The sequence below is a fragment of the Pseudocnuella soli genome (assembly GCF_004347775.1).
In the GTDB taxonomy this organism is placed as follows: domain Bacteria; phylum Bacteroidota; class Bacteroidia; order Chitinophagales; family Chitinophagaceae; genus Flavisolibacter; species Flavisolibacter aquaticus.
Genome location: NZ_CP037755.1, coordinates 2,469,768 through 2,491,617, shown reverse-complemented (window position 1 = coordinate 2,491,617; position 21,850 = coordinate 2,469,768). Strand labels below are relative to the sequence as shown.

The 21,850-nt window shown below is 49.3% G+C and carries 19 protein-coding genes and 2 tRNA genes; 8 read left to right on the top strand and 13 right to left on the bottom strand.

The window, feature by feature from the left end:
- The 3 genes from EPD17_RS10245 to gap all read right to left on the bottom strand — a co-directional run bounded on the left by EPD17_RS10245 (nucleotide 1) and on the right by gap (nucleotide 3,114).
- On the bottom strand, nucleotides 1-648 hold the full coding sequence (locus EPD17_RS10245) for a LemA family protein (protein WP_114236816.1): 648 nt from the start codon (nucleotides 646-648) through the stop codon (nucleotides 1-3).
- Nucleotides 649-849: 201 nt separating this feature from the next.
- Entirely contained in the window at nucleotides 850-2,046 is a 1,197-nt protein-coding gene (locus EPD17_RS10240) for a phosphoglycerate kinase (protein ID WP_132053933.1), read from the bottom strand.
- A 54-nt stretch (nucleotides 2,047-2,100) separates the two neighbouring features.
- Nucleotides 2,101-3,114 (bottom strand): type I glyceraldehyde-3-phosphate dehydrogenase, encoded by a 1,014-nt coding sequence (gap, locus tag EPD17_RS10235; RefSeq protein ID WP_114236817.1) that lies wholly within the window; start codon nucleotides 3,112-3,114, stop codon nucleotides 2,101-2,103.
- A 228-nt stretch (nucleotides 3,115-3,342) separates the two neighbouring features.
- Between gap and EPD17_RS10230 the strand changes: the two genes are divergently transcribed.
- From EPD17_RS10230 to cysM, 4 genes are all read left to right on the top strand, one after another.
- The gene (locus EPD17_RS10230) at nucleotides 3,343-3,849 is read left to right on the top strand and encodes a DUF4382 domain-containing protein (RefSeq protein ID WP_132053931.1); all 507 of its coding nucleotides are present in this window, start codon (nucleotides 3,343-3,345) and stop codon (nucleotides 3,847-3,849) included.
- 119 nt (nucleotides 3,850-3,968) lie between these two features.
- On the top strand, nucleotides 3,969-4,190 hold the full coding sequence (locus tag EPD17_RS10225) for a hypothetical protein (RefSeq protein WP_132053929.1): 222 nt from the start codon (nucleotides 3,969-3,971) through the stop codon (nucleotides 4,188-4,190).
- Between the two features lie 124 nt (nucleotides 4,191-4,314).
- Nucleotides 4,315-5,127, top strand: a complete 813-nt coding sequence (epsC, locus tag EPD17_RS10220; protein ID WP_132053927.1) for a serine O-acetyltransferase EpsC — start codon at nucleotides 4,315-4,317, stop codon at nucleotides 5,125-5,127.
- Nucleotides 5,127-5,999, top strand: a complete 873-nt coding sequence (cysM, locus tag EPD17_RS10215) for a cysteine synthase CysM (RefSeq protein ID WP_132053925.1) — start codon at nucleotides 5,127-5,129, stop codon at nucleotides 5,997-5,999. The genes epsC and cysM overlap by 1 nt, the downstream gene beginning before the upstream one ends.
- Nucleotides 6,000-6,371: 372 nt before the next feature.
- Here cysM and EPD17_RS10210 read toward each other — a convergent pair.
- The 6 genes from EPD17_RS10210 to EPD17_RS10185 form a co-directional block, all read right to left on the bottom strand.
- Nucleotides 6,372-6,443, bottom strand: a tRNA-Glu gene (locus EPD17_RS10210).
- Nucleotides 6,444-6,686: 243 nt separating this feature from the next.
- Nucleotides 6,687-6,758: transfer RNA gene (locus EPD17_RS10205), tRNA-Glu, on the bottom strand.
- Between the two features lie 104 nt (nucleotides 6,759-6,862).
- A complete protein-coding gene (locus EPD17_RS10200) occupies nucleotides 6,863-7,447 on the bottom strand; it encodes a DUF4136 domain-containing protein (protein WP_132053923.1) in 585 nt (194 codons plus the stop codon).
- A 206-nt stretch (nucleotides 7,448-7,653) separates the two neighbouring features.
- Nucleotides 7,654-9,057: an MBL fold metallo-hydrolase gene (locus EPD17_RS10195; RefSeq protein WP_132053921.1), complete on the bottom strand. Its 1,404-nt coding sequence runs from the start codon at nucleotides 9,055-9,057 to the stop codon at nucleotides 7,654-7,656.
- Between the two features lie 78 nt (nucleotides 9,058-9,135).
- Complete coding sequence (locus tag EPD17_RS10190) at nucleotides 9,136-9,663, bottom strand: DUF4442 domain-containing protein (protein ID WP_132053919.1); 528 nt, start codon at nucleotides 9,661-9,663, stop codon at nucleotides 9,136-9,138.
- Between the two features lie 112 nt (nucleotides 9,664-9,775).
- Nucleotides 9,776-10,261: a thioredoxin family protein gene (locus EPD17_RS10185; RefSeq protein ID WP_132053917.1), complete on the bottom strand. Its 486-nt coding sequence runs from the start codon at nucleotides 10,259-10,261 to the stop codon at nucleotides 9,776-9,778.
- A 45-nt stretch (nucleotides 10,262-10,306) separates the two neighbouring features.
- Here EPD17_RS10185 and EPD17_RS10180 point away from each other — a divergent pair, with 45 nt between their 5' ends.
- Entirely contained in the window at nucleotides 10,307-10,519 is a 213-nt protein-coding gene (locus EPD17_RS10180) for a hypothetical protein (RefSeq protein WP_132053915.1), read from the top strand.
- 53 nt (nucleotides 10,520-10,572) lie between these two features.
- On the top strand, nucleotides 10,573-12,927 hold the full coding sequence (locus EPD17_RS10175; protein ID WP_132053913.1) for a PAS domain-containing sensor histidine kinase: 2,355 nt from the start codon (nucleotides 10,573-10,575) through the stop codon (nucleotides 12,925-12,927).
- A 150-nt stretch (nucleotides 12,928-13,077) separates the two neighbouring features.
- Here the strand turns inward: EPD17_RS10175 and lysA are convergent, their stop codons facing one another.
- The 4 genes from lysA to EPD17_RS10155 all read right to left on the bottom strand — a co-directional run bounded on the left by lysA (nucleotide 13,078) and on the right by EPD17_RS10155 (nucleotide 17,168).
- Nucleotides 13,078-14,292 (bottom strand): diaminopimelate decarboxylase, encoded by a 1,215-nt coding sequence (lysA, locus tag EPD17_RS10170; RefSeq protein WP_114236827.1) that lies wholly within the window; start codon nucleotides 14,290-14,292, stop codon nucleotides 13,078-13,080.
- A gap of 50 nt (nucleotides 14,293-14,342) precedes the next feature.
- A complete protein-coding gene (gene scpB / locus EPD17_RS10165; RefSeq protein ID WP_132053911.1) occupies nucleotides 14,343-15,146 on the bottom strand; it encodes an SMC-Scp complex subunit ScpB in 804 nt (267 codons plus the stop codon).
- Between the two features lie 135 nt (nucleotides 15,147-15,281).
- Nucleotides 15,282-16,166 carry an ATP synthase F1 subunit gamma gene (gene atpG / locus EPD17_RS10160; protein ID WP_114236829.1) on the bottom strand — a complete coding sequence of 295 codons (885 nt, stop codon included), beginning with the start codon at nucleotides 16,164-16,166 and terminating at the stop codon, nucleotides 15,282-15,284.
- Between the two features lie 291 nt (nucleotides 16,167-16,457).
- The gene (locus tag EPD17_RS10155) at nucleotides 16,458-17,168 is read right to left on the bottom strand and encodes a hypothetical protein (protein WP_132053909.1); all 711 of its coding nucleotides are present in this window, start codon (nucleotides 17,166-17,168) and stop codon (nucleotides 16,458-16,460) included.
- Nucleotides 17,169-17,340: 172 nt separating this feature from the next.
- Here EPD17_RS10155 and secA point away from each other — a divergent pair, with 172 nt between their 5' ends.
- Nucleotides 17,341-20,676 (top strand): preprotein translocase subunit SecA, encoded by a 3,336-nt coding sequence (gene secA / locus EPD17_RS10150; RefSeq protein WP_240040794.1) that lies wholly within the window; start codon nucleotides 17,341-17,343, stop codon nucleotides 20,674-20,676.
- A 409-nt stretch (nucleotides 20,677-21,085) separates the two neighbouring features.
- Entirely contained in the window at nucleotides 21,086-21,838 is a 753-nt protein-coding gene (locus tag EPD17_RS10145; RefSeq protein WP_132053905.1) for a hypothetical protein, read from the top strand.
- The last annotated feature ends 12 nt before the right edge of the window (nucleotides 21,839-21,850 follow it).

The window sequence follows — 21,850 nt, the reverse complement described above, 5'->3', positions numbered from 1 at the left end:
TTAACGGGTTGTAGTGGTTGTATCATTAAAATTCACCGAGGGCTGGCGTTGCTGATCGCTGAAATCCACATTCGGTGCGTTCTCAGCGCCTGCATCGGCAGTAAAGCCCTGGCGTGGCCTGAAGCCCATGATGCCTGCAAACAATGCTGTAGGAAAACGGCGCACTTGTGTGTTATACACTTGCACGGCATCATTGAAATCGTTACGGGAAACTTTGATCCTGTTTTCGGTTCCTTCCAGTTGCGCTTGCAGGTTGCGGAAGGCATCGTTTGCACGCAGGTTGGGATATTGTTCCACTGTTACCAACAGGCGGCTCAGCGAACCAGAAAGCTGCGATTGTGCTTGCTGAAATTTCTGAATATTTTCGGGTGTCAAATCATCGGCATTGAGTTGCGTAGAAGTTGCACGTGCACGGGCATTAATTACATCGTTTAGCGTGCCGCGTTCAAAACTGGCTTCACCTTTTACAGTGTTTACCAAATTCGGAATAAGATCTGCACGACGCTGGTAATCGCTTTGCACTTTGTTCCAAGCATTTTTTACAGTTTCATCTTGTTGCACCAGCCCATTGTACGAGCCACAACCCCAAAACAGTAGCAGGGCCAATACGCCAACTATAATGATGGTAGTAAGGGAACGTCCTTTCATTTTCTATTTTTCTTTTAAAATTAAACTAAGCATTTAGGAGTACACAATTTTTGTTCCACGAACCTAAACCCGACAATATGACGTGTTCCGCACTAACACCACGCCTACCCGAAAACCAAACATCATTCTTTTACACCAAAATTGCAGCAACAAAAAAGGCCGCACCAAGGTGCAGCCTTTTCCATTTTATTCCTCGCTGAATTATGCTTTCACAGCAGCAATGCCGGGCAGGTCTTTGCCTTCAAAAAACTCAAGCATGGCGCCACCACCGGTGGACACGTAGCTTACCTTATCGGCAAAGCCAAACTTGTTTACGGCAGCTACGCTGTCGCCGCCGCCCACCAGTGAGAAGGCGCCGTTTTCAGTAGCTGCTGCAATGGCTTCGGCAACGGCTTTGGTGCCGTGCTGAAACTTTTCCATTTCAAACACCCCCATCGGGCCGTTCCACAAAATGGTTTTGGAATTGCTAATCACTTTAGTAAACATAGCGCAGGCCAATGCGCCAATATCCAGCCCCATCCAGCCGTCGGGAATATTGTTGCTCAGCGCAGACGAAACTTCGGCATCGGCAGCAAACTTGTCGGCAATAATGGAATCGGAAGGCAGGTGAATGGTTACACCTTTTGCTTCCGCTTTTTTCAACAGCTCACGGGCAGTATCGAGGCGGTCTTCTTCGCACAGCGAGTTACCGATTTTTCCGTCCATTGCTTTGTAAAAAGTGTACGCCATACCGCCGCCAATAATAATATCGGTGGCACGCTCCAACAGGTTCTCGATGATCAGGATTTTGTCCGAAACCTTGGCGCCGCCGATGATGGCAGTAAATGGTTTTTCAGAAGCATGCATCACTTTCTCCGCACTGCTCACTTCACCGTTCATCAGCAGGCCAAACATTTTGGCATCCGGTGCAAAAAACTGCGCAATAACTGCAGTTGATGCGTGGGCACGGTGTGCTGTACCAAATGCGTCGTTGATATACACATCGCCCAGTTTGGAAAGCTTTTCTGCAAAGCCCGCGTCGCCTTTTTCTTCTTCTTTATAAAAACGCAGGTTCTCAAGCAGCAATACTTCGCCGGGTTGCAGCGCTGCAGCTTTTTGTTCTGCTTCTGCACCAATGCAATCATTTGCAAAATCAACCTTACGGCCGCCGAGCAGTTCGCTCAGGTGTGCCACCAAATGTTTGAGGGAGTATTTTTCAGTAGGACCATCTTTTGGACGGCCCAGGTGCGACATCAGGATTACGCTGCCGCCGTCTTTTAAAATCTTTTCAATGGTTGGAACGGCAGCACGCATCCGGTTGTCGTCGGTTACATTGTATTGCTCATCCAGCGGCACGTTGAAGTCAACGCGGATCAGCGCTTTTTTGCCTGCGAAATTATATTGATCGAAATTGTTCATGTTCAGTGTTGGGTTTGGTAAGGATAAAAAAAGGCCCCCGCAGGAGCCTTTCATTTATTTCTGAATCAGCTGTGCAAAGTACTTAACAGTGCGTACCAACTGGCTTACATAGCTCATTTCGTTGTCGTACCAGCTAACTGTTTTCACCATTTGCTGATCGCCTACCGACAATACCCTTGTTTGGGTAGCATCGAACAGGGAACCGTAGCTGATGCCGATGATGTCGGAGCTAACGATCTCGTCTTCGGTGTAGCCGTAGCTTTCGTTGGCAGCGGCTTTCATCGCAGCGTTGATTTCTTCAACCGAAGTCTTTTTGTTCAACAGAACTGTAAGCTCGGTGAGTGAGCCAGTGAGGGTAGGCACACGTTGCGCCGAACCATCCAGTTTTCCTTTCAGGCCGGGGAGTACCAGGCCAATGGCTTTTGCAGCACCAGTGCTGTTGGGTACAATATTTTGTGCAGCGGCACGGGCACGGCGCAGGTCGCCTTTAGCGTGTGGTGCATCTTGTGTATTCTGGTCGTTCGTGTAAGCATGCACGGTAGTCATCAAACCGGCAAGGATACCAAACTGGTCGTCGAGCACTTTGGCCATCGGCGCCAGGCAGTTGGTGGTGCAAGATGCGCAGGAAATGATGGTTTCTGTGCCGTCGAGGATATCGTGGTTTACATTGAATACGATGGTCTTCAGGTCGCCGGTTGCAGGTGCAGAAATCACTACTTTTTTGGCGCCAGCCTGTAAGTGTGCTTCTGCTTTAGCTTTATCGGTGAAGAAACCGGTGCACTCCAGCACTACGTCCACATCGTGCTGTCCCCAGGGAATTTCGGCTGGATTTTTTTGAGCGTAAATTTTGATTTCATCGCCATTTACTATGATTGCGTTTTCAGTGGCTTCTACTTTTTCGTCAAAGCGTCCTTGTGCTGTGTCATATTTCAGCAGGTGTGCCAGCACTTTAGGGCTGGTCAGATCGTTGATGGCTACTACATCGATGCCTTCCATTTTATAGATCTGGCGGTAAACCAACCGGCCAATCCGTCCAAAACCATTGATTGCGACTTTTACGGTGCTCATCTGTATTTGATTTAGATTTTATTTAAATGCGCGTCGAAGGTACAATAATGATGCAAAATTGTTAAAAGAGCAGCGCTTCAATGAATTTTATTCAATGATTATGCTCAGTTTGTTGAACAATCTTACTGATAGCCATCAGGAAAGGGCGAGAAAAAGTTGATGCAATGTTAAACCTTACTGCTTTACCAGCAGTCCATAAGCCACCCTTTAAAAACTAAACCCTACCTCATGAACATACACCGCTTGTTTTTTGCGCTGGCTTTTGCCGCATGTATTTCTTTTGCTGCGTGCAATAAAGAAGAAAGCGGCCACACTTTACGGGTACGCCTTACCGATGCACCCACGGCGCTGGATGAAGTAAATGTAGACCTGCAGCAGGTGCTGGTAAAAATGGACCGCGACTCGGCGGCGTGGATTACACTGAAAGCTATACCCGGCGTGTACAACTTGCTCGAGCTGCAAAACGGCGTGGACACGCTGATAGCCGAAGGCGATGTTGGTACAGGCACCGTAAAAGAGATTCGCCTGGTGCTAGGCGAAAACAACTCGGTTGTGGCCAATGGCGAAACACATGACCTCACCATTCCAAGCGGCGCACAATCGGGGCTGAAGATCAAAATCAGCAAGCCGATGCGCCAAACACTTGATTCACTCACAATCGATTTTGATGCAGCGCTTTCTGTAAAACAGGAACGCGACGGCTACAAATTACGGCCTGTGCTGCGGGTTAAGTAGCGTTTTCATTCTTGTTTTTTTGGTTAAAAGGCCCCGCATTGCGGGACCTTTTTGCAAGCCCATGTATAGTAAAATGGTATTGTCTTTGTTTCAGTAGCACGAACCATAAATTGTGGCTTATGTTTCGTGTGGAGAAAGCACCCTATGAAATGGAAGTGATGGTAAAGGATGAAACCGTACGGATTCGTCCGGGCAAAAAGTACTTGAACCTTGTGGGCCGCACCCTGGCCCGCTGCGAAGAGTTTTTAGCACAGCAATTTTTCAAGCAACACAATGTGGCCGACAAATACCGGCTGATGCAGGCTTATTTTGAAAGCAGGGGCTGGCAGGTAAGTGCCTGATTTGGACCTTGTCAAATGGATCCGTTGCAGGTGCGGCGCTATTATTATAGCGCACAAAACAAAAAGGAAGCTAATTTTATCGTTGCTGCACGGGCCCTGGTGCGCTCCGCAGCATAATAATCGTATGGATAAAAACTTCCTGCAACACCTTTTCCATAAACAACAGCAGGTGGAGGCCGTGCCTTCCAATGCTGCTATATCGGATTGGGCCATGAACGTGGTGGCCCTGCTTTTTCCCGAACGTGCTGAAACCGGAACGCTATCCCAAGCACAATTAGCAACGCGTTTTACCGAACTGGAACATGAGCTGGTGCAAATATTAAACGGCACACAGGCCTGCACCGATTGCAACAATGAAATGCGCAGCCGCAGCTTTTTTGAAGACCTGCCGCAATTGTATGAAACGCTTAATCGTGATGTATCAGCCATTTTACAAGGCGACCCTGCAGCTACGAACGAATTTGAAGTGATCAGGGCTTATCCTGGTTTTTTCGCCATATCCATTTACCGCATTGCGCATGCACTCTTATTGCTGCAGGTGCCCTTGCTGCCGCGTATTCTTACGGAGTTTGCGCATTCAAAAACCGGCATTGATATTCACCCCGGCGCAACAATCGGCGAGTACTTTTTTATTGATCATGGAACGGGCATTGTTATTGGCGAAACAACAGTGATTGGCAACCATGTAAAACTTTACCAGGGCGTTACGCTAGGTGCGCTAAGTGTAAGCAAGGAACTGGCCCACACCAAACGCCACCCCACCGTTGAAGACCATGTAGTGATTTACAGTGGCGCTACCATTTTGGGCGGCGAAACGATTGTGGGCCACCACAGTGTTATTGGCGGCAACGTGTGGCTTACTGCCAGCGTGCCTCCCGGTTCACTGGTATTTCACAACCCCGAGATTACCGTATTGGAAGGAAAAATTTTGATCTAATGGCAGGCATTTTAGATACAGTAGGCAATACGCCACAAATAGCATTACAACGGTTAAACCCAAACCCACGGGTACGCATATACGCAAAACTGGAGGGAAACAATCCCGGTGGCAGTGTAAAGGACCGGCCGGCACTGAACATGATCCGCAGTGCGCTGGAACGTGGTGAAATAAATAAGGAAACGAAACTGATTGAAGCAACGTCGGGCAACACTGGTATTGCACTGGCGCTGATGGCAAAATTGTACGGCATTGAAATAGAACTGGTAATGCCAGCCAGCAGCACCCGCGAAAGAGTGTTGACCATGGAGGCGTTTGGTGCCACCGTTACGCTGCTGGAAAATATTGAAACCTGCCGCGATTATGCGGAGGAAAAGGCCGCTAGTGGCACTTTTCACCTGCTCAACCAATTTTCCAACCCGGACAACTACATGGCCCATTACAAAACAACGGGCCCGGAAATTTGGAAAGACACTGAAGGCCAGGTCACCCATTTTGTAAGTTCAATGGGCACTACCGGTACCATAATGGGTTGTTCGCGGTTTTTAAAAGAACAAAACAACAACCTGCAGATTGTTGGCTGCCAGCCTACGGAGGAATCGTCCATTCCGGGCATCCGCCGGTGGCCGGTTGAATACCTTCCGAAGATTTTTGAACCTGCACGGGTAGACCGCATCATGGATGTATCGCAGCAGGAAGCAACGGAAATGACCCGCCGGCTGGCCCGCGAAGAAGGGATTTTCGCCGGCATGAGCAGCGGTGGTGCCGCCGCCGCCGCCATACGATTAGCGCAGGAACTGGAAAGCGGCGTGATCGTTTTCATTTGCTGCGATCGTGGCGACCGGTATTTGAGTTCGGATTTGTTTGGGTAGGCGTTGTGGAGGTTGTTGTTCGTGAAACGTGAAACGTCAATCGTGAAAATCTTGAACCACAAAGACACGAAAAACACGAAGGAACACGAAGCGTTAATGCGAATGATTCAGCGTAATAAGAAAGGCAAAAATTGAAATGAGTAGGTTGGTAAAATGCCAATAACCGTTTTAATTCTTGCCTTTTGTTTTTGTAATTAAACAATGGCTTTTAATTGCCAGTTGTAGAACAAAGAATGGGATCGCGTCAAATCGCTATGCAGTTAGTTAAATAACAATGCTCGATTATTCACGATTCACGATTGACGTTTCACGTTTGACGAAAGCGCACCAACACTAAATGAAAAAGCCCCACAACCGTGGAGCTTTTTTTTGTACCGCGTACGGGATTCGAACCCGTATCGCCTCCGTGAAAGGGAGGTGTCCTAGCCCTTAGACGAACGCGGCGTTCGTGTTTTGGGAGTGCAAAGATAAGGGCAGAGATTATTGCACCCAAAGGAAATCATTTCGTTTTCTAAAAAAATTTACCTGCACACAGCTAATCATTTCTCATACGAAAAGACCAGCGTTCCTCCCTACCTATCCACTATTCACCATTGCCCACTCACCATTCACGATTGACGCTTCACGTTTGACGAAAGCGCACCAACACTAAATGAAAAAGCCCCACAACCGTGGAGCTTTTTTTTGTACCGCGTACGGGATTCGAACCCGTATCGCCTCCGTGAAAGGGAGGTGTCCTAGCCCTTAGACGAACGCGGCGTTCGTGTTTTGGGAGTGCAAAGATAGGCGTCCGCTTTAAACTGCCAAAAAAATTAAAAGGCCCTATAGAAATAGGGCCCGGATTATGATAAGCAAAAAATACACTAACGCTTCGCCACATCGAACTTGCGGAAAATGCTTTTCACGCTGCTTTCGATTTCCTTACGCGTAAGGTTGCGGCTGTTGATTTCCGAGGTGGTCCAACCCTGCCACACGGCTTTCTCTGTTGCGGCATCTACCATCGTAATGGTTACGGTACCCTCACGTACTTCATAGGCCGCATTGTCGTAGCCCATGAATTGTGATGGATAGTAAAAGCCAATCCAACGGCGGGTGTAAGGGTTAAACAAATACCGCGTATAGGCCCGGGAGTATAACGGATTGTTTGTTTCCCGCAGGTTCTTTTCCACCAGCACATCATAGCCCAGCAACACATCCGGTTTAGTATTGCTTTCGCGCCAACCTCGCTTCACCAGTTCGGCCGCCACAACTGCTTTGATGTTGCGTTCGGTTAGGTCCGATGTTACTTTCCCACTTGCTGAATCGGTGTCTGAAGTTTCTGTCCAGGCAAAAGTCTTGTACTTGCTGAAGTTAACCGTTTCGTCTTTTTCCACATGCGCCACGGCTGCACAACCGCTTACTACAAAAGCTGCCAAAAACAAGATTCCCAGCAGTTTTACAGGCTTCATTTATGCTCCTTTTTTCTTTAAAGACGCAAATTCAGTGCGGTTATTCCAAAGAGAATGTGAAAAAAAATCACACGCATTTTTAAAGCAGAAAATTGACGTTTTGCAGCGGTGCATTCTTGTTAAATATTTTTAACTGACCAGATGTCGGAAACACGTATGTCATGAATGCAAAATGGCTCCGTTTAAGAGCCATTTTGCTGAAAACTTTATCCTAAACCAACCTCCTGGTGGCGGTCCGGGATGATCACATCAACATAACCTTTCCGCTGCAAGCGCTCCTTAAAATCCTGTTGCACATCGTACTCGCCATGCACCAAAAAAAGCTTTTGTACCGTGTTCGGGTCCTGCTCCGCCAGCCACTGGCTCATATCCTCGTAATCGCCGTGGGCACTCATGCTTTTGATCACGCCCACCTCGGCATGCACCTCATGGCGTACGCCAAAAATGCTCACTTCTTTTTGCCCGTCCATCAGCCTGCCACCCAGCGATTGCGGCTCACAATATCCGGTCATTAAAATGGCATTCCGGCTGTTCTCAATATTGTTGGAGATATGGTGTTTTACACGGCCAGCTTCCGCCATTCCGCTGGCCGAAATAATAACGCAAGGATCGTTGCGATAGTTCAGGATTTTTGACTCCTCAACCGACTGTACATATTGCAGCCCGTTGAAATGAAAAGGATCATGATCTTCCTGCAACACCCGCTGAATGGTTTTATTAAAATATTGCGGGTACTTCTTTACCAACGCCGTTGTTGCAATACTCAATGGACTGTCTAAAAAATAATCCAGTCGCGGCAACCTGTTCTCTAATTCGAGTTGATTGAGGGCATATAAAATCTCCTGTGTGCGGCCCAGGCTGAATGCAGGAATAATCAGTTTGCCCCTGCGCTGCACACACACTTTTTCAATCCAGTGCAACAGCAGGTCCACGCTGGACGCAACACTTTTGTGCAGGCTGTTGCCATAGGTTGATTCGAGGATGATAAAATCGGCTTGCGGGAACGGTGCCGGCGACCGCAATATCACATCGCGATAGCGGCCGAGATCGCCGCTGAAAGATATTTGTCGCTGCACGCCGTTTTCAGTAATGCGCAGGTGTACTGCAGCGCTGCCAATGATGTGACCCGCATCGGTGAACATTACCTCCACTCCTTCCAGCACTTCAAACCATTGCCCATACTCGCGGGTTTTAAATAACTGCATCGCCGCCACCGCGTCTTCTTTGCGGTACAGCGGCTCAATCAATGGCCGTCCTTCTGCCCTGCGTTTTTTGTTGCTGTATTTAATGTCGCTTTCCTGTATTTGCGCCGAATCTTCGAGCAAAACTGCAGCAATATCGCGGGTTGCTGGCGTGCAATAAATGGGGCCGCTAAAGCCGTCTTTTACCAGCTTAGGCAGCAGGCCACAATGATCGATGTGGCCATGCGAAAGCACCACCACATCTACAGTTGCCGGATCAAAGCCAAATTTTCGGTTAAGCGCCTCCGTTTCTTTGCCCATGCCCTGGAACAGGCCACAATCGAGCAGAATTTGTTTACCGTTTTTGAGCGTCAGTAAATGTTTGGAGCCGGTTACGGAGCGGGCTGCACCATGAAAAGCAATTTTCATAACGTAATGGTTAATGTCTTGAAGTTAATGCGGATGGGCGGGAAAATAAAAGATATGGATCATGCACTACTTGACCGTTCATGCATTGTTACTGTTTACAATCGCTGCACCCTTTGCTTTAAACGACCATTCAAAAACAAAAGTCGCTACCGGTTCGCCCTGGATATTTTTTCCTTCGCTACATACGCTGATGGTTTGGGCCGTTCCGGCTTGAACCGCTTTCTCTATGGCGCCCTTTATGGCAGCGCCATCGCTGCAAGTGAAAAAAGTAGTGCCGGTAGCTTTTTTAAAAAAGCGGGCTTCCATGCCTGTCACCAGCATGGATACCGGCGGTTTGCGGCCCCATACCTGCGCCATCGATAACACACCAGTGCTTAGTTCGGCCGCCATGCTGAGGCATGCAAAATAGGTAGACCGAAATGGGTTGGTAGTAGACCAGCGGTAAGGAACGGACACCGTGCAAGCCCCTTCATCTACGTTAACAATACGCAGCCCTGAAAATGCAGCAGCCGGCAATTTGCGCAGCAAAAAAAGCCGCAGTTTCAGCGGGTTTCGAATGATCTGGAAAAACTGATCGGCAGGTTGCAATTGGACTTGTTGTTGCATGCAAAGCGGTTATGCTTAAAGTTACCGCAGTTGATGCAACAATTAAAAAACAGAACTTTTGTTTAAAAAAGTCATCCCGTTTAAACGAACTAATCAGCACCGAAATACCTGCCTAACTTTCTTTGTAATTGCTTGCCTGCAAAGCTACCGGCGACCAGTTGTACAAAAAGCTTTTTACTTTTTCAAAATCATATCCATTGCCTTTTTGCAGCAAAGTATTGTCCTGCGTATGCAGCCGGTTGCCCGCAGCATCGAGCACTACCAGCACCGGGAAACCAAAACGCTGCGGAAACCCGATCCGGCTCAGCATCGCCTCGTTGCGATTTTCTTTGCTGTAATTAAGGTGATACAAAATATAGCTGCCTTCCAGCATCCGTTTCAGCGTGCTGTCGGTTTGCAACATGGCATTGAACTTATAACACCACACACACCAGTTGCCGCCAATCTGCACCAGCACGTGTTTGCGTTCGGCCTTTGCACGGATCATCAATGCGGCCAGGTCTTTCTCGGCATTGGCGTACGGGTTATACAATTTCGTAGTGTCGGCGCCATGGGCCTGCAACGAACATATGACCAACAGCAACACCAGGTATTTCATCGTACGCTTTTTGTTTTACGGCTTTAAATTTAGCGCAAGTTTTCCATGACCTTTGCCGCCGGTAAAATATGGGCCGGCCGCCGCTTGTACAAATACCAGCTTTGCTTAATTTCACCGGAATTATCCTGCTGTAATAAAAAGAAATTCCGTTTGGCGCAGCTTTCTCACCGACCTAATTTTCTGCGGCCCGGCGTGCATGCAATACTGACCTTCGGAAAAAGCCATCGTTACAAGCGGTTGCTGACTTCTGTTCGTTAAGCCGCCCGTTCCAGGCTTTCTTTTGAAATACATGGGCAACAGCACCAAAGCTTATGGTATCCGACAACAAGATGGCCCAGGAAAAAGAACGACTTGAAAAAGCGCTGGAAGCAGCGGGTGTAGGCACATGGGATTTTGACATTCAAAATAACCAGCTGCTTTGGTCGCCGCAATGCTACCGATTGTTTGGCATTACCCAGCCTTTCCCTGTCGACTACAATAATTTTTTGACCGGCCTGCACTCCGATGACCGCGAGGGCACCCACCAGTTGATCCAGGCGGCTTTTGCGGGGGAAAATGATGGCGTTTTTTCGGCCGAGTTCCGCACCATCGGCTTTGAAGATGGGCTGCTCCGCTGGATTCGTTCTACCGGCAAAGCATATTTTAATGATTTTGGCCAGGCCTCCAGGTTTATCGGCACTGTGGTGGACATAACCAAACAAAAAGAAGCAGAACTAAAACTACAGGAAAGCGAAGAAGGTTTTCGCTCAATGGCCGATCATGCGCCGGTGATGATTTGGGTGACCGATCCCAACGGACAATGCACATACCTCAACCGGCGCTGGCTGCAGGCCACCGGCCAAACATTGGCCGAAGGCCAGGGCATTGGCTGGACCGCCGCGCTGCACCCCGATGACCGGCAGGCGGCCATTGAACATTTTTTGGCAGCCAACGAAGTGCAAACCGGTTTTAGCATGGAATACCGCCTACGCTATGCCAACGGCAGCTACCGGTGGATGCTGGACAAAGCCATGCCGCGGTTCGATAGGGCTGGCGCATTTCTGGGCTACATTGGTTCGGTGCTTGATATAGAGGAACGTAAAACCATAGAGGACGAACTGGAACTGAGCAACGCATTGTTCGAAGCACAAAATGAAGGTTCGCCGCTGGGCATTTTGGGCATCGATACCAACAGAGAAATTTATTACCTCAATGAACGCTATGCCGAGATCTTTGGCTTTTCGAAAGAAACCATCAAGACGGTAACCCGCGGCGAGCTTTTGGAACGTTTTAAAATAACGATCCGGAATTACGATGCATTTTTAGAACGCATTGAATTTTTATATGCGAACCCACAAACCGGCAGCCGCGACGAAATTGAATTAACAGATGGTCGCATCATTGAACGATATGGTTATCCCATTCGCAGTAAAGACGGGAATTACCTGGGCTGGACTTGGCAATTCCGCGACATCACCGCTCAATTGAAAGCAGAAGAAACGCTGCAACTAAAGAACGTTGAACTGGAACAACTGATCCAGGAATTCAAGTTCGTAACCGATTTTATGCCGCAAATGGTTTGGGCCGCACAGCCCAACGGCGCCGTTGATTTTTTTAACCAGCAATGGTACGATTACACCGGGTTATCGTTTGAGCAAACGAAAGCGTCTGGTTGGACTACCATTGTACATCCCGATGATGCAGACCGCACCTGGCACACGTGGAATAACGCGGTAACAAACGGCGAAGTGTATGAAATTGAGTACCGCCTGCGCCGATACGATGGTGTGTTTCTCTGGTTTTTGGCCCGCGCCGTGCCCATGCGGGATGGCGAAGGCAACATCACCAAATGGTTTGGCACCTGCACCAACATCAACGATCAAAAACATGCGGCGGATTTGCTGGAACAAAAAGTAGCGGAACGCACTTTTGAGTTACAGGAAGTAAATCGCAACCTTGCTTGGTCGAACAGCGAGTTGGAGCAGTTTGCTTATGTAGCATCCCACGACCTGCAGGAACCGCTGCGCAAAATCCGCACTTTTACCGGCATGCTGGAGTCGGAACTAAAGCAGCAAGAACCGAAACGAGTAACCCATTTTATCGATCGCATTTGGCAGTCTTCATCGCGGATGCAGGAACTGATCAAAGACCTGCTTGATTTTTCGCGATTGGGCCGTACGCAGCAAGCACAGTTTGCACCAGTCAACCTGAATGAGATTTTGCAGCAGGTATACGAAGACCTGGAATTATTGATCAATCAAAAAGCCGCCCGTATTGAATGGCAACCATTGCCCAACGTGCAGGCCAGTGCTTTGCAAATGAGCCAGCTTTTTTATAACCTGCTGAGCAATGCATTGAAGTTTTCGAAAGAAGGCGTTGCACCTTTTGTACAAGTGGCCAGCACACCGGCCGATAAGACGCTTGTTGCCGAACACGGCCTGGCGCACCACGAAACGCCGTTGCACTATATAACGGTTACGGACAACGGCATTGGCTTTAAGCCCGAGTATGCCGACCAGATCTTTACCATTTTTCAGCGGCTCCACTCCCGCTCTTCTTACGAAGGCACGGGCATTGGATTGGCGCTGTGCAAAAAAGTAGTGCTCAATCACCACGGCGCCATCTGGGCTACTTCCGAGCCGGGTGTTGGTGCAACTTTTCATTTGTTGTTGCCGGAAGGAAGCTGAGGAGTCGGAAGTCGGAGGTCAGAAGTCCGAAGACATATGTTTATAGAAAAGAAAAGTCCTACAGGCCTGGGAAAAGTAATCTCCAAGCCTGTAGGACTTTTTAATCTTAGATAAACCATCTTCGGACTTCCGACCTCCGACTTCCGACTCTTACAACACCTCCACCTGGTTCCGCAGCAAATCCTCAAATTCTTCGCGTTTGCGGATCAGCAGCGCTTCGCCATCTTTCACCAGCACTTCGGCAGGTTTCAGTCGAGAATTGAAGTTCGACGACATCTCAAAACCATAAGCGCCGGCGTTGTAAAACACCAATAGATCGCCTTCACGAACCTCGGGCAGTGTGCGGTCCCACGCAAACGTATCGGTTTCGCAAATATGACCAACAACAGTATAAATGCGCGGTGCACCAAACGGGTTGGATATATTTTCAATGCGGTGATAAGCCTCGTAAAACATGGGACGAATGAGGTGGTTAAAACCACTGTTGACCCCCACAAATACAGTAGCAGTAGTTTGTTTTACCACGTTTGCTTTTACAATAAAATAACCGCTTTCACTTACCATGTATTTGCCCGGCTCAAACCACACTTCCAGTTCTTTGCCGTGCTCTTTCGCGTATTGCTCAAAAGCATCCCGCACTTTAGCGCCCAGCGCCTGCACATCGGTGCGTACGTCATCTTCAAAATAAGGCACTTTAAAACCGCTGCCCAGGTCGATGAATTCCAGCTCGGGGAAATGTGCGGCCACATCAAACATGATCTCAAGTCCGGCAATAAACACATTGATGTCCTTGATATCGGAGCCGGTGTGCATGTGGATGCCTTTTACCTGCAGCCCGGTGGTTTTTACAATGCGTTCAATATGGCGCAACTGGTGAATGGAAATACCAAACTTGCTGTCGATATGACCGGTGGAAATTTTATAATTACCACCACCCATGATGTGTGGGTTGAAGCGAATGCAAATAGGATATGAACCACCGTACTTTGCACCAAAATGCTCGAGGATCGAGATGTTATCGATGTTCAGGTTTACGCCCAGGTCCTTGCCCGCTTCAATCTCGGTAAAGTCAACACAATTGGGGGTAAACAAAATGCGGTCGGGGCTAAAACCTGCGTGCAGCGCCAGTTTCACCTCGTTTATGCTTACACAGTCGATGTTGGCACCAAGCGATTGTATGTATTTTAAAACGTTGATATTGGTCAGTGCTTTACACGCATAGAAAAAGCGGGCTTTGGTGCCATCAAATGCTTTTTGCAGGCCCTCGTATTGTTCCTTAATTTTTTCGGCGTGGTAAACGTAAAGCGGCGTGCCAAAGCGGTTTGCTAATTCAACCAGTTGGGTGTGTGTCAGGCTTTGCGACATATTGTGTTAACCGCATTAGGCGGTGCATTTTTTATCAAAAATTGCAATAATTAATCTTCTTCACCTTCTTTCGGCGCATCATCTTCATCCGTTCGTTCCACCGGTCCGCGTTGTTCTGTTTCCTTATCGGCATGCAGGTCGGCTTCGTCGGTGCCGGGCGTTTCAACGGGGTAACCGTTTACAAACAACCTTGCGCCTTCCACAGGCGTATCCTCCAGGCGGGCAATCAATTCACCTTCATCCGAGACGGCCAGTTCTTCACCAGTTTCAACCACCGCACCATTCACTGTAGTAGGTTCCACAATCTCCTGCAGCACTTCCCTGATCTTGGGCAAATCTGCAGTGGTATTCAAACCAAAATAATCCATGAAGGTTTTGGAAGTAGCATACACCAACGGATGGCCCACTGCGTTTTCGTTGCGGCCGGCAATCACGATCAGTTCTTTTTCCAATAATTTCTGGATGGTGTAATCGGCGCTTACGCCACGGATCAATTCAATTTCGCCTTTTGTGATGGGCTGCTTGTAAGCAATGATGGCCAACGTTTCCAAAGCCGCTGGCGACAGACGTTTCAGGTATTTTTCACCATTGAGCTGCGCAATGGTTTTATGAAAATCTTTCTTGGTCAAAAACTGCCAGCCGCCGCCGCTTTGCCGAATGGAGAACGGGTAAAACTCGGAATCATATTTTTCCGAAATACCTGCCAACGCGGTATCAACCTGTTCTTCGGTGATCTTGTCTTCCATAAAACCAAAAGCGCCGTTGATCAGCTCCGTTATTTCGGTGCCGGACAATGGTTTATCGGAAGCAAAAATCAGGGCCTCAATATGCGGAATAAGGTTGGACAGTTCCATCTATAAATTTGAAAATTTAGGGATATGAAAATTTGAAAATGCCGAACATTAAAATGTGCAAATAAAACAATTGCAGCTGCCACACCGGGCCCATTCATTGTTTCATTTGCACACTTTCAAATTTTCAAATTACCCCTACCCTTGCAGCGCCGCGGCACCGCTTACAATCTCGGTAAGCTCGGTGGTGATGGCAGCCTGGCGGGCACGGTTGTAAGATATTTTTAGCGAACGCAGCAGCTCGTTGGCGTTTTCCGAAGCCTTGTCCATCGCCGTCATGCGGGCACCATGCTCCGATGCGTTGGCATCGAGCACCGCCTTGTACAACTGCGTGTTCAGGATCTTGGGCATCAATTCTGCAATCAGTTCTTCTTTATTGGGGTCGAAAATAAATTCGCTGGCTGCAGCCTGTCCTTCGGTGCGCTGCACTTTTGGAATAGGCAGGAAACGCTCCGCTACAAAACGCTGTGTTGCGGCGTTTTTAAACTCGCTGTATACAATTTCCACCACGTCAAATTCCTTCCGCTCAAACGCTTTCATTGCAGCCTGCGCCGCCTTTTGCACGTTCTCGAAATTCAGTTGCAGGAAAATATCGCGGTAGGTTTCGGTAACCCGGGCATTTGCTTTTGCAAAATGCTCGTACCCTTTTTTACCAATGGCCCAAATTTCCACGTTGCCTTTGGCAGCCTGCGCGGCATATTGCTCCCGCATCATCTGCCGGGCAGTTTTAATCACGTTGGCGTTGTAAGCGCCGGCCAGTCCGCGGTCGGAGGTAATTACCAGCAACAGCACCCGCTCAATGGGGCGCTCTGCTGCCAGTGCCATAGTGCCTTCGCCTTCGCTGCTGCTCACAATGTTGCTCAGCATTTCCTGCAGTTTTCGGGCATAGGGGCGCATTTGTACAATGGCATCCTGGGCACGGCGCAGTTTGGCTGCACTCACCATTTTCATTGCCTTGGTAATCTGCTGGGTGCTTTGCACCGATTTAATCCTGTTGCGTACTTCTTTTAACTGACCAGCCATGGGTGGTTTGTAGTTTTATTTTTGGAAGTTGGAGCGCTTGTGGCGGCTCCGTTCCCGGTGCTCTTAATTTCATTGTTGAAAAACTACCTGCGGTAAAACGCAAAGATTAGTTCAATCAAGCCCGAAAATAGAGGGCCCCGGTATTTGGTGCGCAAAGGTACGGGTACAAAGGGAAACTTCCATACCGCAGTAGGGGCAGAAATAGGGTGTGGATAAATGTTTAACGTGGCGGTTTTTACTATTTCCGGAACGGTTGACAGCGCTAAATAAAAAGATGCGCCCAACGACCGATCATTTCCGCAACGTTACAATCCGGCTGAGGCCGTATGTAATCAGTATTTCGCCGCCTAAATTGCTGTTTAGCGGCCGTTCTTCTTCAGCGGTCAGGTGCATCACAATGGGGCCTGCGGCCAAATTTTCCCAAAACTTTGCCGGCAGCGCCAGCTTTCCATTGCGCACCTGCAGCAACTCGTTTACGCCAACGCCTTCAGCCGATGTATCGGTGAGCACTACCCGTACCGAACTGCCGTTGGACAAGCCATTTAGGGGCAATTCGTGATCGCCAACCGACAAAACTGCAGGCAGTTCGGCGCCGATTGTAAAAGGCTGAAAATTAAATTCGTCGGTGTAATGATTCGCTTCCAGGTCGGTAAAGCGGATGGTATGTTTCCCCACAAGCCTGGCCACCGGCGCCTGGTATTCGTAAAACGCCCCCACTACGCCGGCGCTGTCGGGCTGCAACTCCTGTCCGTCTATTTGTACAGCGGCAGGCGGCTGCAGCAGCATGGTTTGGGCCATCCGTTCATTGGTGTAAAACTGGAGCATGCAGGTGGCGGCGCTGTCGCCCTCTTCGGCCCACACTTTATACTGGGCCCATACACCGGCCGGCTTTTTACCCGGCGCCTGTTTGCCCGGCTCGTTGGAACAGGAAAAAACTACAAGCAGCAGCGCCGCGCAAAACCATTTTTTCAACATATCGTAACTCCAAAAATTTAAGATCACATTCCACATCGTTGTTAAACAAACACAAAAGGCCATGCCAGCAGGTTTTTCTTAACCGCCCTCCTGTGTAAGGGCTCCTGAAATACCGTTATCTTTGGCACCCTGTCAAAATGGCCCGAATAAAATTTCTGCCCCATTTTTGCCAAGTACAACTTCTCAACGACAATAGTATATTATGGGTTTTTTTTCCAAGTTATTTGGCGGCTCAAAATCGGAGCGTGATGTAAAAAGCATCACACCGCTGGTTGCCAAAATCAACCAAAATTTCTCGCAGTACCAATCGCTTTCCAACGACGAGCTTCGCAATAAAACAGTGCAGTTTCGCCAGCGCATTGCCGAACACCTCAAGGGTGTTGAATCCGAAATTGCCGCGGCCAACCAACGGGCCGAAGAGCTGCCGTTCAACGACCTGGTGGGCAAAGATGCCATTTATCAGGAAGTGGACCGCCTGAAAAAAGACCGCGATCAAAAGATTGAAGAGGCACTGAAAGAGCTGCTGCCCGAAGCTTTTGCCGTAGTAAAAGAAACCGCCCGCCGTTTTAAAGAAAATACTGAAGTAACAGCCGCCGCCACCGAGCTGGACCGCGAACTGGCGGCCAACGGCAAAGGACATATCCGCATCGAAGGCGACCAGGCCATTTACCAAAATAGCTGGAGCGCTGCCGGCGGCACCGTTACCTGGAACATGGTACACTACGATGTACAGCTTATTGGTGGTATCGTGTTGCACCAGGGCAAGATCTCGGAAATGGCCACCGGTGAGGGTAAAACGCTGGTATCTACCTTGCCTGCTTACCTGAACGCACTGGCTGGCGAAGGCGTGCACATTGTAACCGTGAACGACTACCTGGCCCGCCGGGATAGTGAGTGGAACGGTCCCATCTTCGAATGGTTAGGTCTGCGTGTTGATTGCATCGACAAGCACCAGCCCAACTCCGAAATGCGCCGCCGCGCCTACCTGGCCGATATCACTTACGGTACCAACAACGAATTTGGCTTCGACTACCTGCGCGATAATATGGTGCACACACCGGAGGAAATGGTGCAACGCAAACACCATTTTGCGATGGTGGATGAGGTGGACTCCGTGTTGATCGACGATGCACGTACGCCTCTGATCATTTCGGGCCCGGTGCCGCGTGGCGACGACCAGCAATACCAAACGCTGCGTCCCCGCGTGCAAGCTTTAGTGGAAGGACAGGAACGCCTGGTGCGAGGCTTTTTAAACGAAGCCAAACGCCTGATTGCTGCCGGCGACGACGATCCCAAAACAGGCGGACTGATGCTGTACCGTGCTTACCGTGGTTTGCCCAAATATGGTCCGCTCATTAAGTTCCTGAGCGAACCAGGCATGCGGGTAAAATTGCAAAAAGCAGAGAACTATTATATCGCCGACCAGCAGCGCAACATGCACATTGTGGATGAAGAACTGCTGTTTCATATCGATGAAAAAAACAAATCGGTTGACCTTACAGACAAGGGCATTCAAACCATTACCCGTGCCGGCGAAGACCCTGAGTTTTTTGTACTGCCGGATATTTCGGTAAAACTGGGTGAGATTGATGAAGCACAGGTGCCTGCCGAAGAAAAGCTGGCGCAAAAAGAAGCCATCATCAACGATTACTCCACCAAAGCCGACCGCATCCATTCGGTGCAGCAGTTGCTGAAAGCGTATTCCCTTTTTGAAAAAGACGTGGAATACGTGGTAATTGACGGCGCGGTGAAAATTGTTGACGAACAAACCGGCCGGATCATGGAAGGCCGCCGTTACTCGGATGGTTTGCACCAAGCCATTGAAGCAAAGGAAAATGTACGGATTGAAGCGGCTACGCAAACGTATGCTACCGTTACGCTGCAGAACTTTTTCCGGATGTACCACAAATTGGCCGGTATGACCGGTACTGCCGAAACCGAAGCAGGTGAATTGTGGAGCATTTACAAACTGGATGTGGTAACGATTCCTACCAACATCCCGGTGGTGCGTAAAGACTCGCAGGATTTAGTTTATAAAACCAAACGCGAAAAATACCGTGCGGTAATTGACGAAGTGGAGGCGCTGCGCAATGCGGGCCGCCCTGTGCTGGTTGGTACCACGTCGGTGGAAGTAAGTGAATTACTGAGCCGTGCTTTGCAGGTTAAAAAAATCCCACACAACGTACTCAATGCCAAGCAGCACTCCCGTGAAGCACAAATTGTAGCCGAAGCCGGTTTGCCTGGCGCCGTAACCATCGCCACCAACATGGCCGGTCGCGGTACCGACATCAAGCTCGGGCCTGGTGTGAAAGAAGCGGGTGGTTTGGCCATTATTGGTACTGAACGCCACGAAAGCCGCCGCGTTGACCGCCAGTTGCGTGGTCGTGCCGGCCGCCAGGGCGATCCCGGTACTTCGCAGTTCTACGTGTCGCTGGAAGATGACCTGATGCGCATGTTTGGCTCAGAGCGTATTGCAGGCCTCATGGACCGCTTTGGCTATAAAGAAGGCGAAGTGATCCAGCACAGCATGATCACCAATTCCATTGAACGGGCACAAAAGAAAGTGGAAGAAAATAACTTCGGCATTCGTAAGCGCCTGTTGGAATACGATGACGTGATGAACAAACAGCGGAACGCCATTTACGAACGCCGCAACCACGCCCTGTTTGGCGACCGCCTGGCGCTGGACATCGACAACGCGTTTTCCGTAACTGCAGAAGAACTGGTGAGCATTTACCGCGAACAAGAAGATTTTGAAGGCTTTAAGCTGGCTTGCATCATCAACTTTGGCCTCGATACACAGATCACCGAAGAGCAGTTCCGCAGAACCGATGCAAATAAACTGTCCGATGCGTTGTACAATGAAGCTACCGAGGCTTACCAGGCCCACAAATTAGCCGTACAGCAGCAGGCCGTGCCGGTGTTCGATAACATCCGCGCTACGCAGGGTGCCCATATCGAAAACGTGATCGTGCCCTTCAGCGATGGCCGCAAAGGCATCAATGTGCTGGCACCGTTGGAAAAAACCATCACATCGGGCGGCGAAGAGTTGACCAACGCGATGGAACGCAACATTACGCTGGCCATTATTGATGAAAAATGGAAAGAGCACCTACGTGCCATGGACGACCTGAAGCAAAGCGTGCAGACGGCCTACCTGGAGCAGAAAGATCCATTGGTGATCTACAAAATGGAAGCCTACAACCTGTTTAAAAATTTAAGCAGCGAGGTAAATAAAGATATCGTTTCGTTTTTGGCGCATGCCAACTTGCCGATGGCCGAAGAAGCACCCGAGCAGGTTCAGGAAGCGCATGTGGAGCGCACCGATCTAAGCCATCTGCAATCGAATAAAGAGGCAGTTGATGCGATCGGCGATGATTACGCCGCCAACGAAAAAGACTACTTCGACCCGAACAACGGCACGGCTGTCCGGCAGGAGCCGGTTAAGGTTGGACCGAAAACGGGCCGCAATGACCCCTGCCCTTGCGGTAGCGGCAAAAAGTTCAAGAACTGCCACGGCAGGGATGTGGCTTAATTTGCGACGAACGTGTTTTTATAAAAACAAACTAATATTTACAGCAAAACCACTGGCTTTCCGGCCGGTGGTTTTTTCTTTTAAATAGTAACACAGAACTAACATTAGTCGTTAAAACCGACCGCAAACACGTTACCTTTTGCTCTTCAGTGTTGTCATGCCGAACTTGTTTCGGCATCTCCTTAAACATAAGTAAAACCTGAATGATTAGGGGATGCCGAAACAAGTTCGGCATGACACGTAATATTCGACAGCACACCTTTTTGATCGCAAACATTTATAACCCTACCTAATCAAAATCATACGTTACGGATGTGCTTTTAACAATCTCGAAGGGTTGATTGCCGTGCATTTTTACGAATTTTAAAGGAGTCCAAATTCCCACAATCACCCATTAAAACTGCACGCTATGAAACGTTTTTTTTACGCCCTTGCTTTCCTCGTTCTGGCCACCGGCTGCGTGAAGGTTATTGCCGGCGAAGAAGAACGTGTGGATGTTTCGGCGCTGCACAACAAACGCTTTGGCGCATCGGCCCGCGACCTGCTGAGCAGCGAAAAATACACGGCCCTCAAGATTGAAGTGCAATACATGTCGGGCTTCAAACCCGACGAGCAGGCTTTGAAAAACCTGCACCTTTTCCTGGATAAATATTTAAATAAGCCGGCGGGCATTTTTATTACAACCAAAGAAATTGACCCCATTGCCGATACTGTGATGAACCACAGCGACTTGGTAGCGCTGGAGCGCAAGACCCGTGCGGAATATACCCGCAATAAAACGCTGGCAGTGCACCTGGTGTACACCAACGGCGAGTATGTGAACCCGCGGATCCTGGGGCTGGCTTACCAAAATACATCGGCCGTCATTTTTGGCAAACCCATTTTGAAACATTCGGGCCGCATTGGCCAGCCCGACCGCACCAAGTTGGAAACAACTGTGCTGCTCCACGAAGTGGGCCACCTGCTGGGGCTGATCAACAAAGGCACCGACATGCAGTCGGACCACAAGGACGACGACCATGAAAGCCATTGCAGCAATAAGGACTGCCTGATGTATTACAGCATCGGTACGCAGGACCGCTTTGGCTACCTGGTACGTGGCGATATTCCAAAACTGGACCCGCACTGCGAGGCCGATCTGAAAGCCAACGGCGGCCGGTAACCGCCGGTGTGC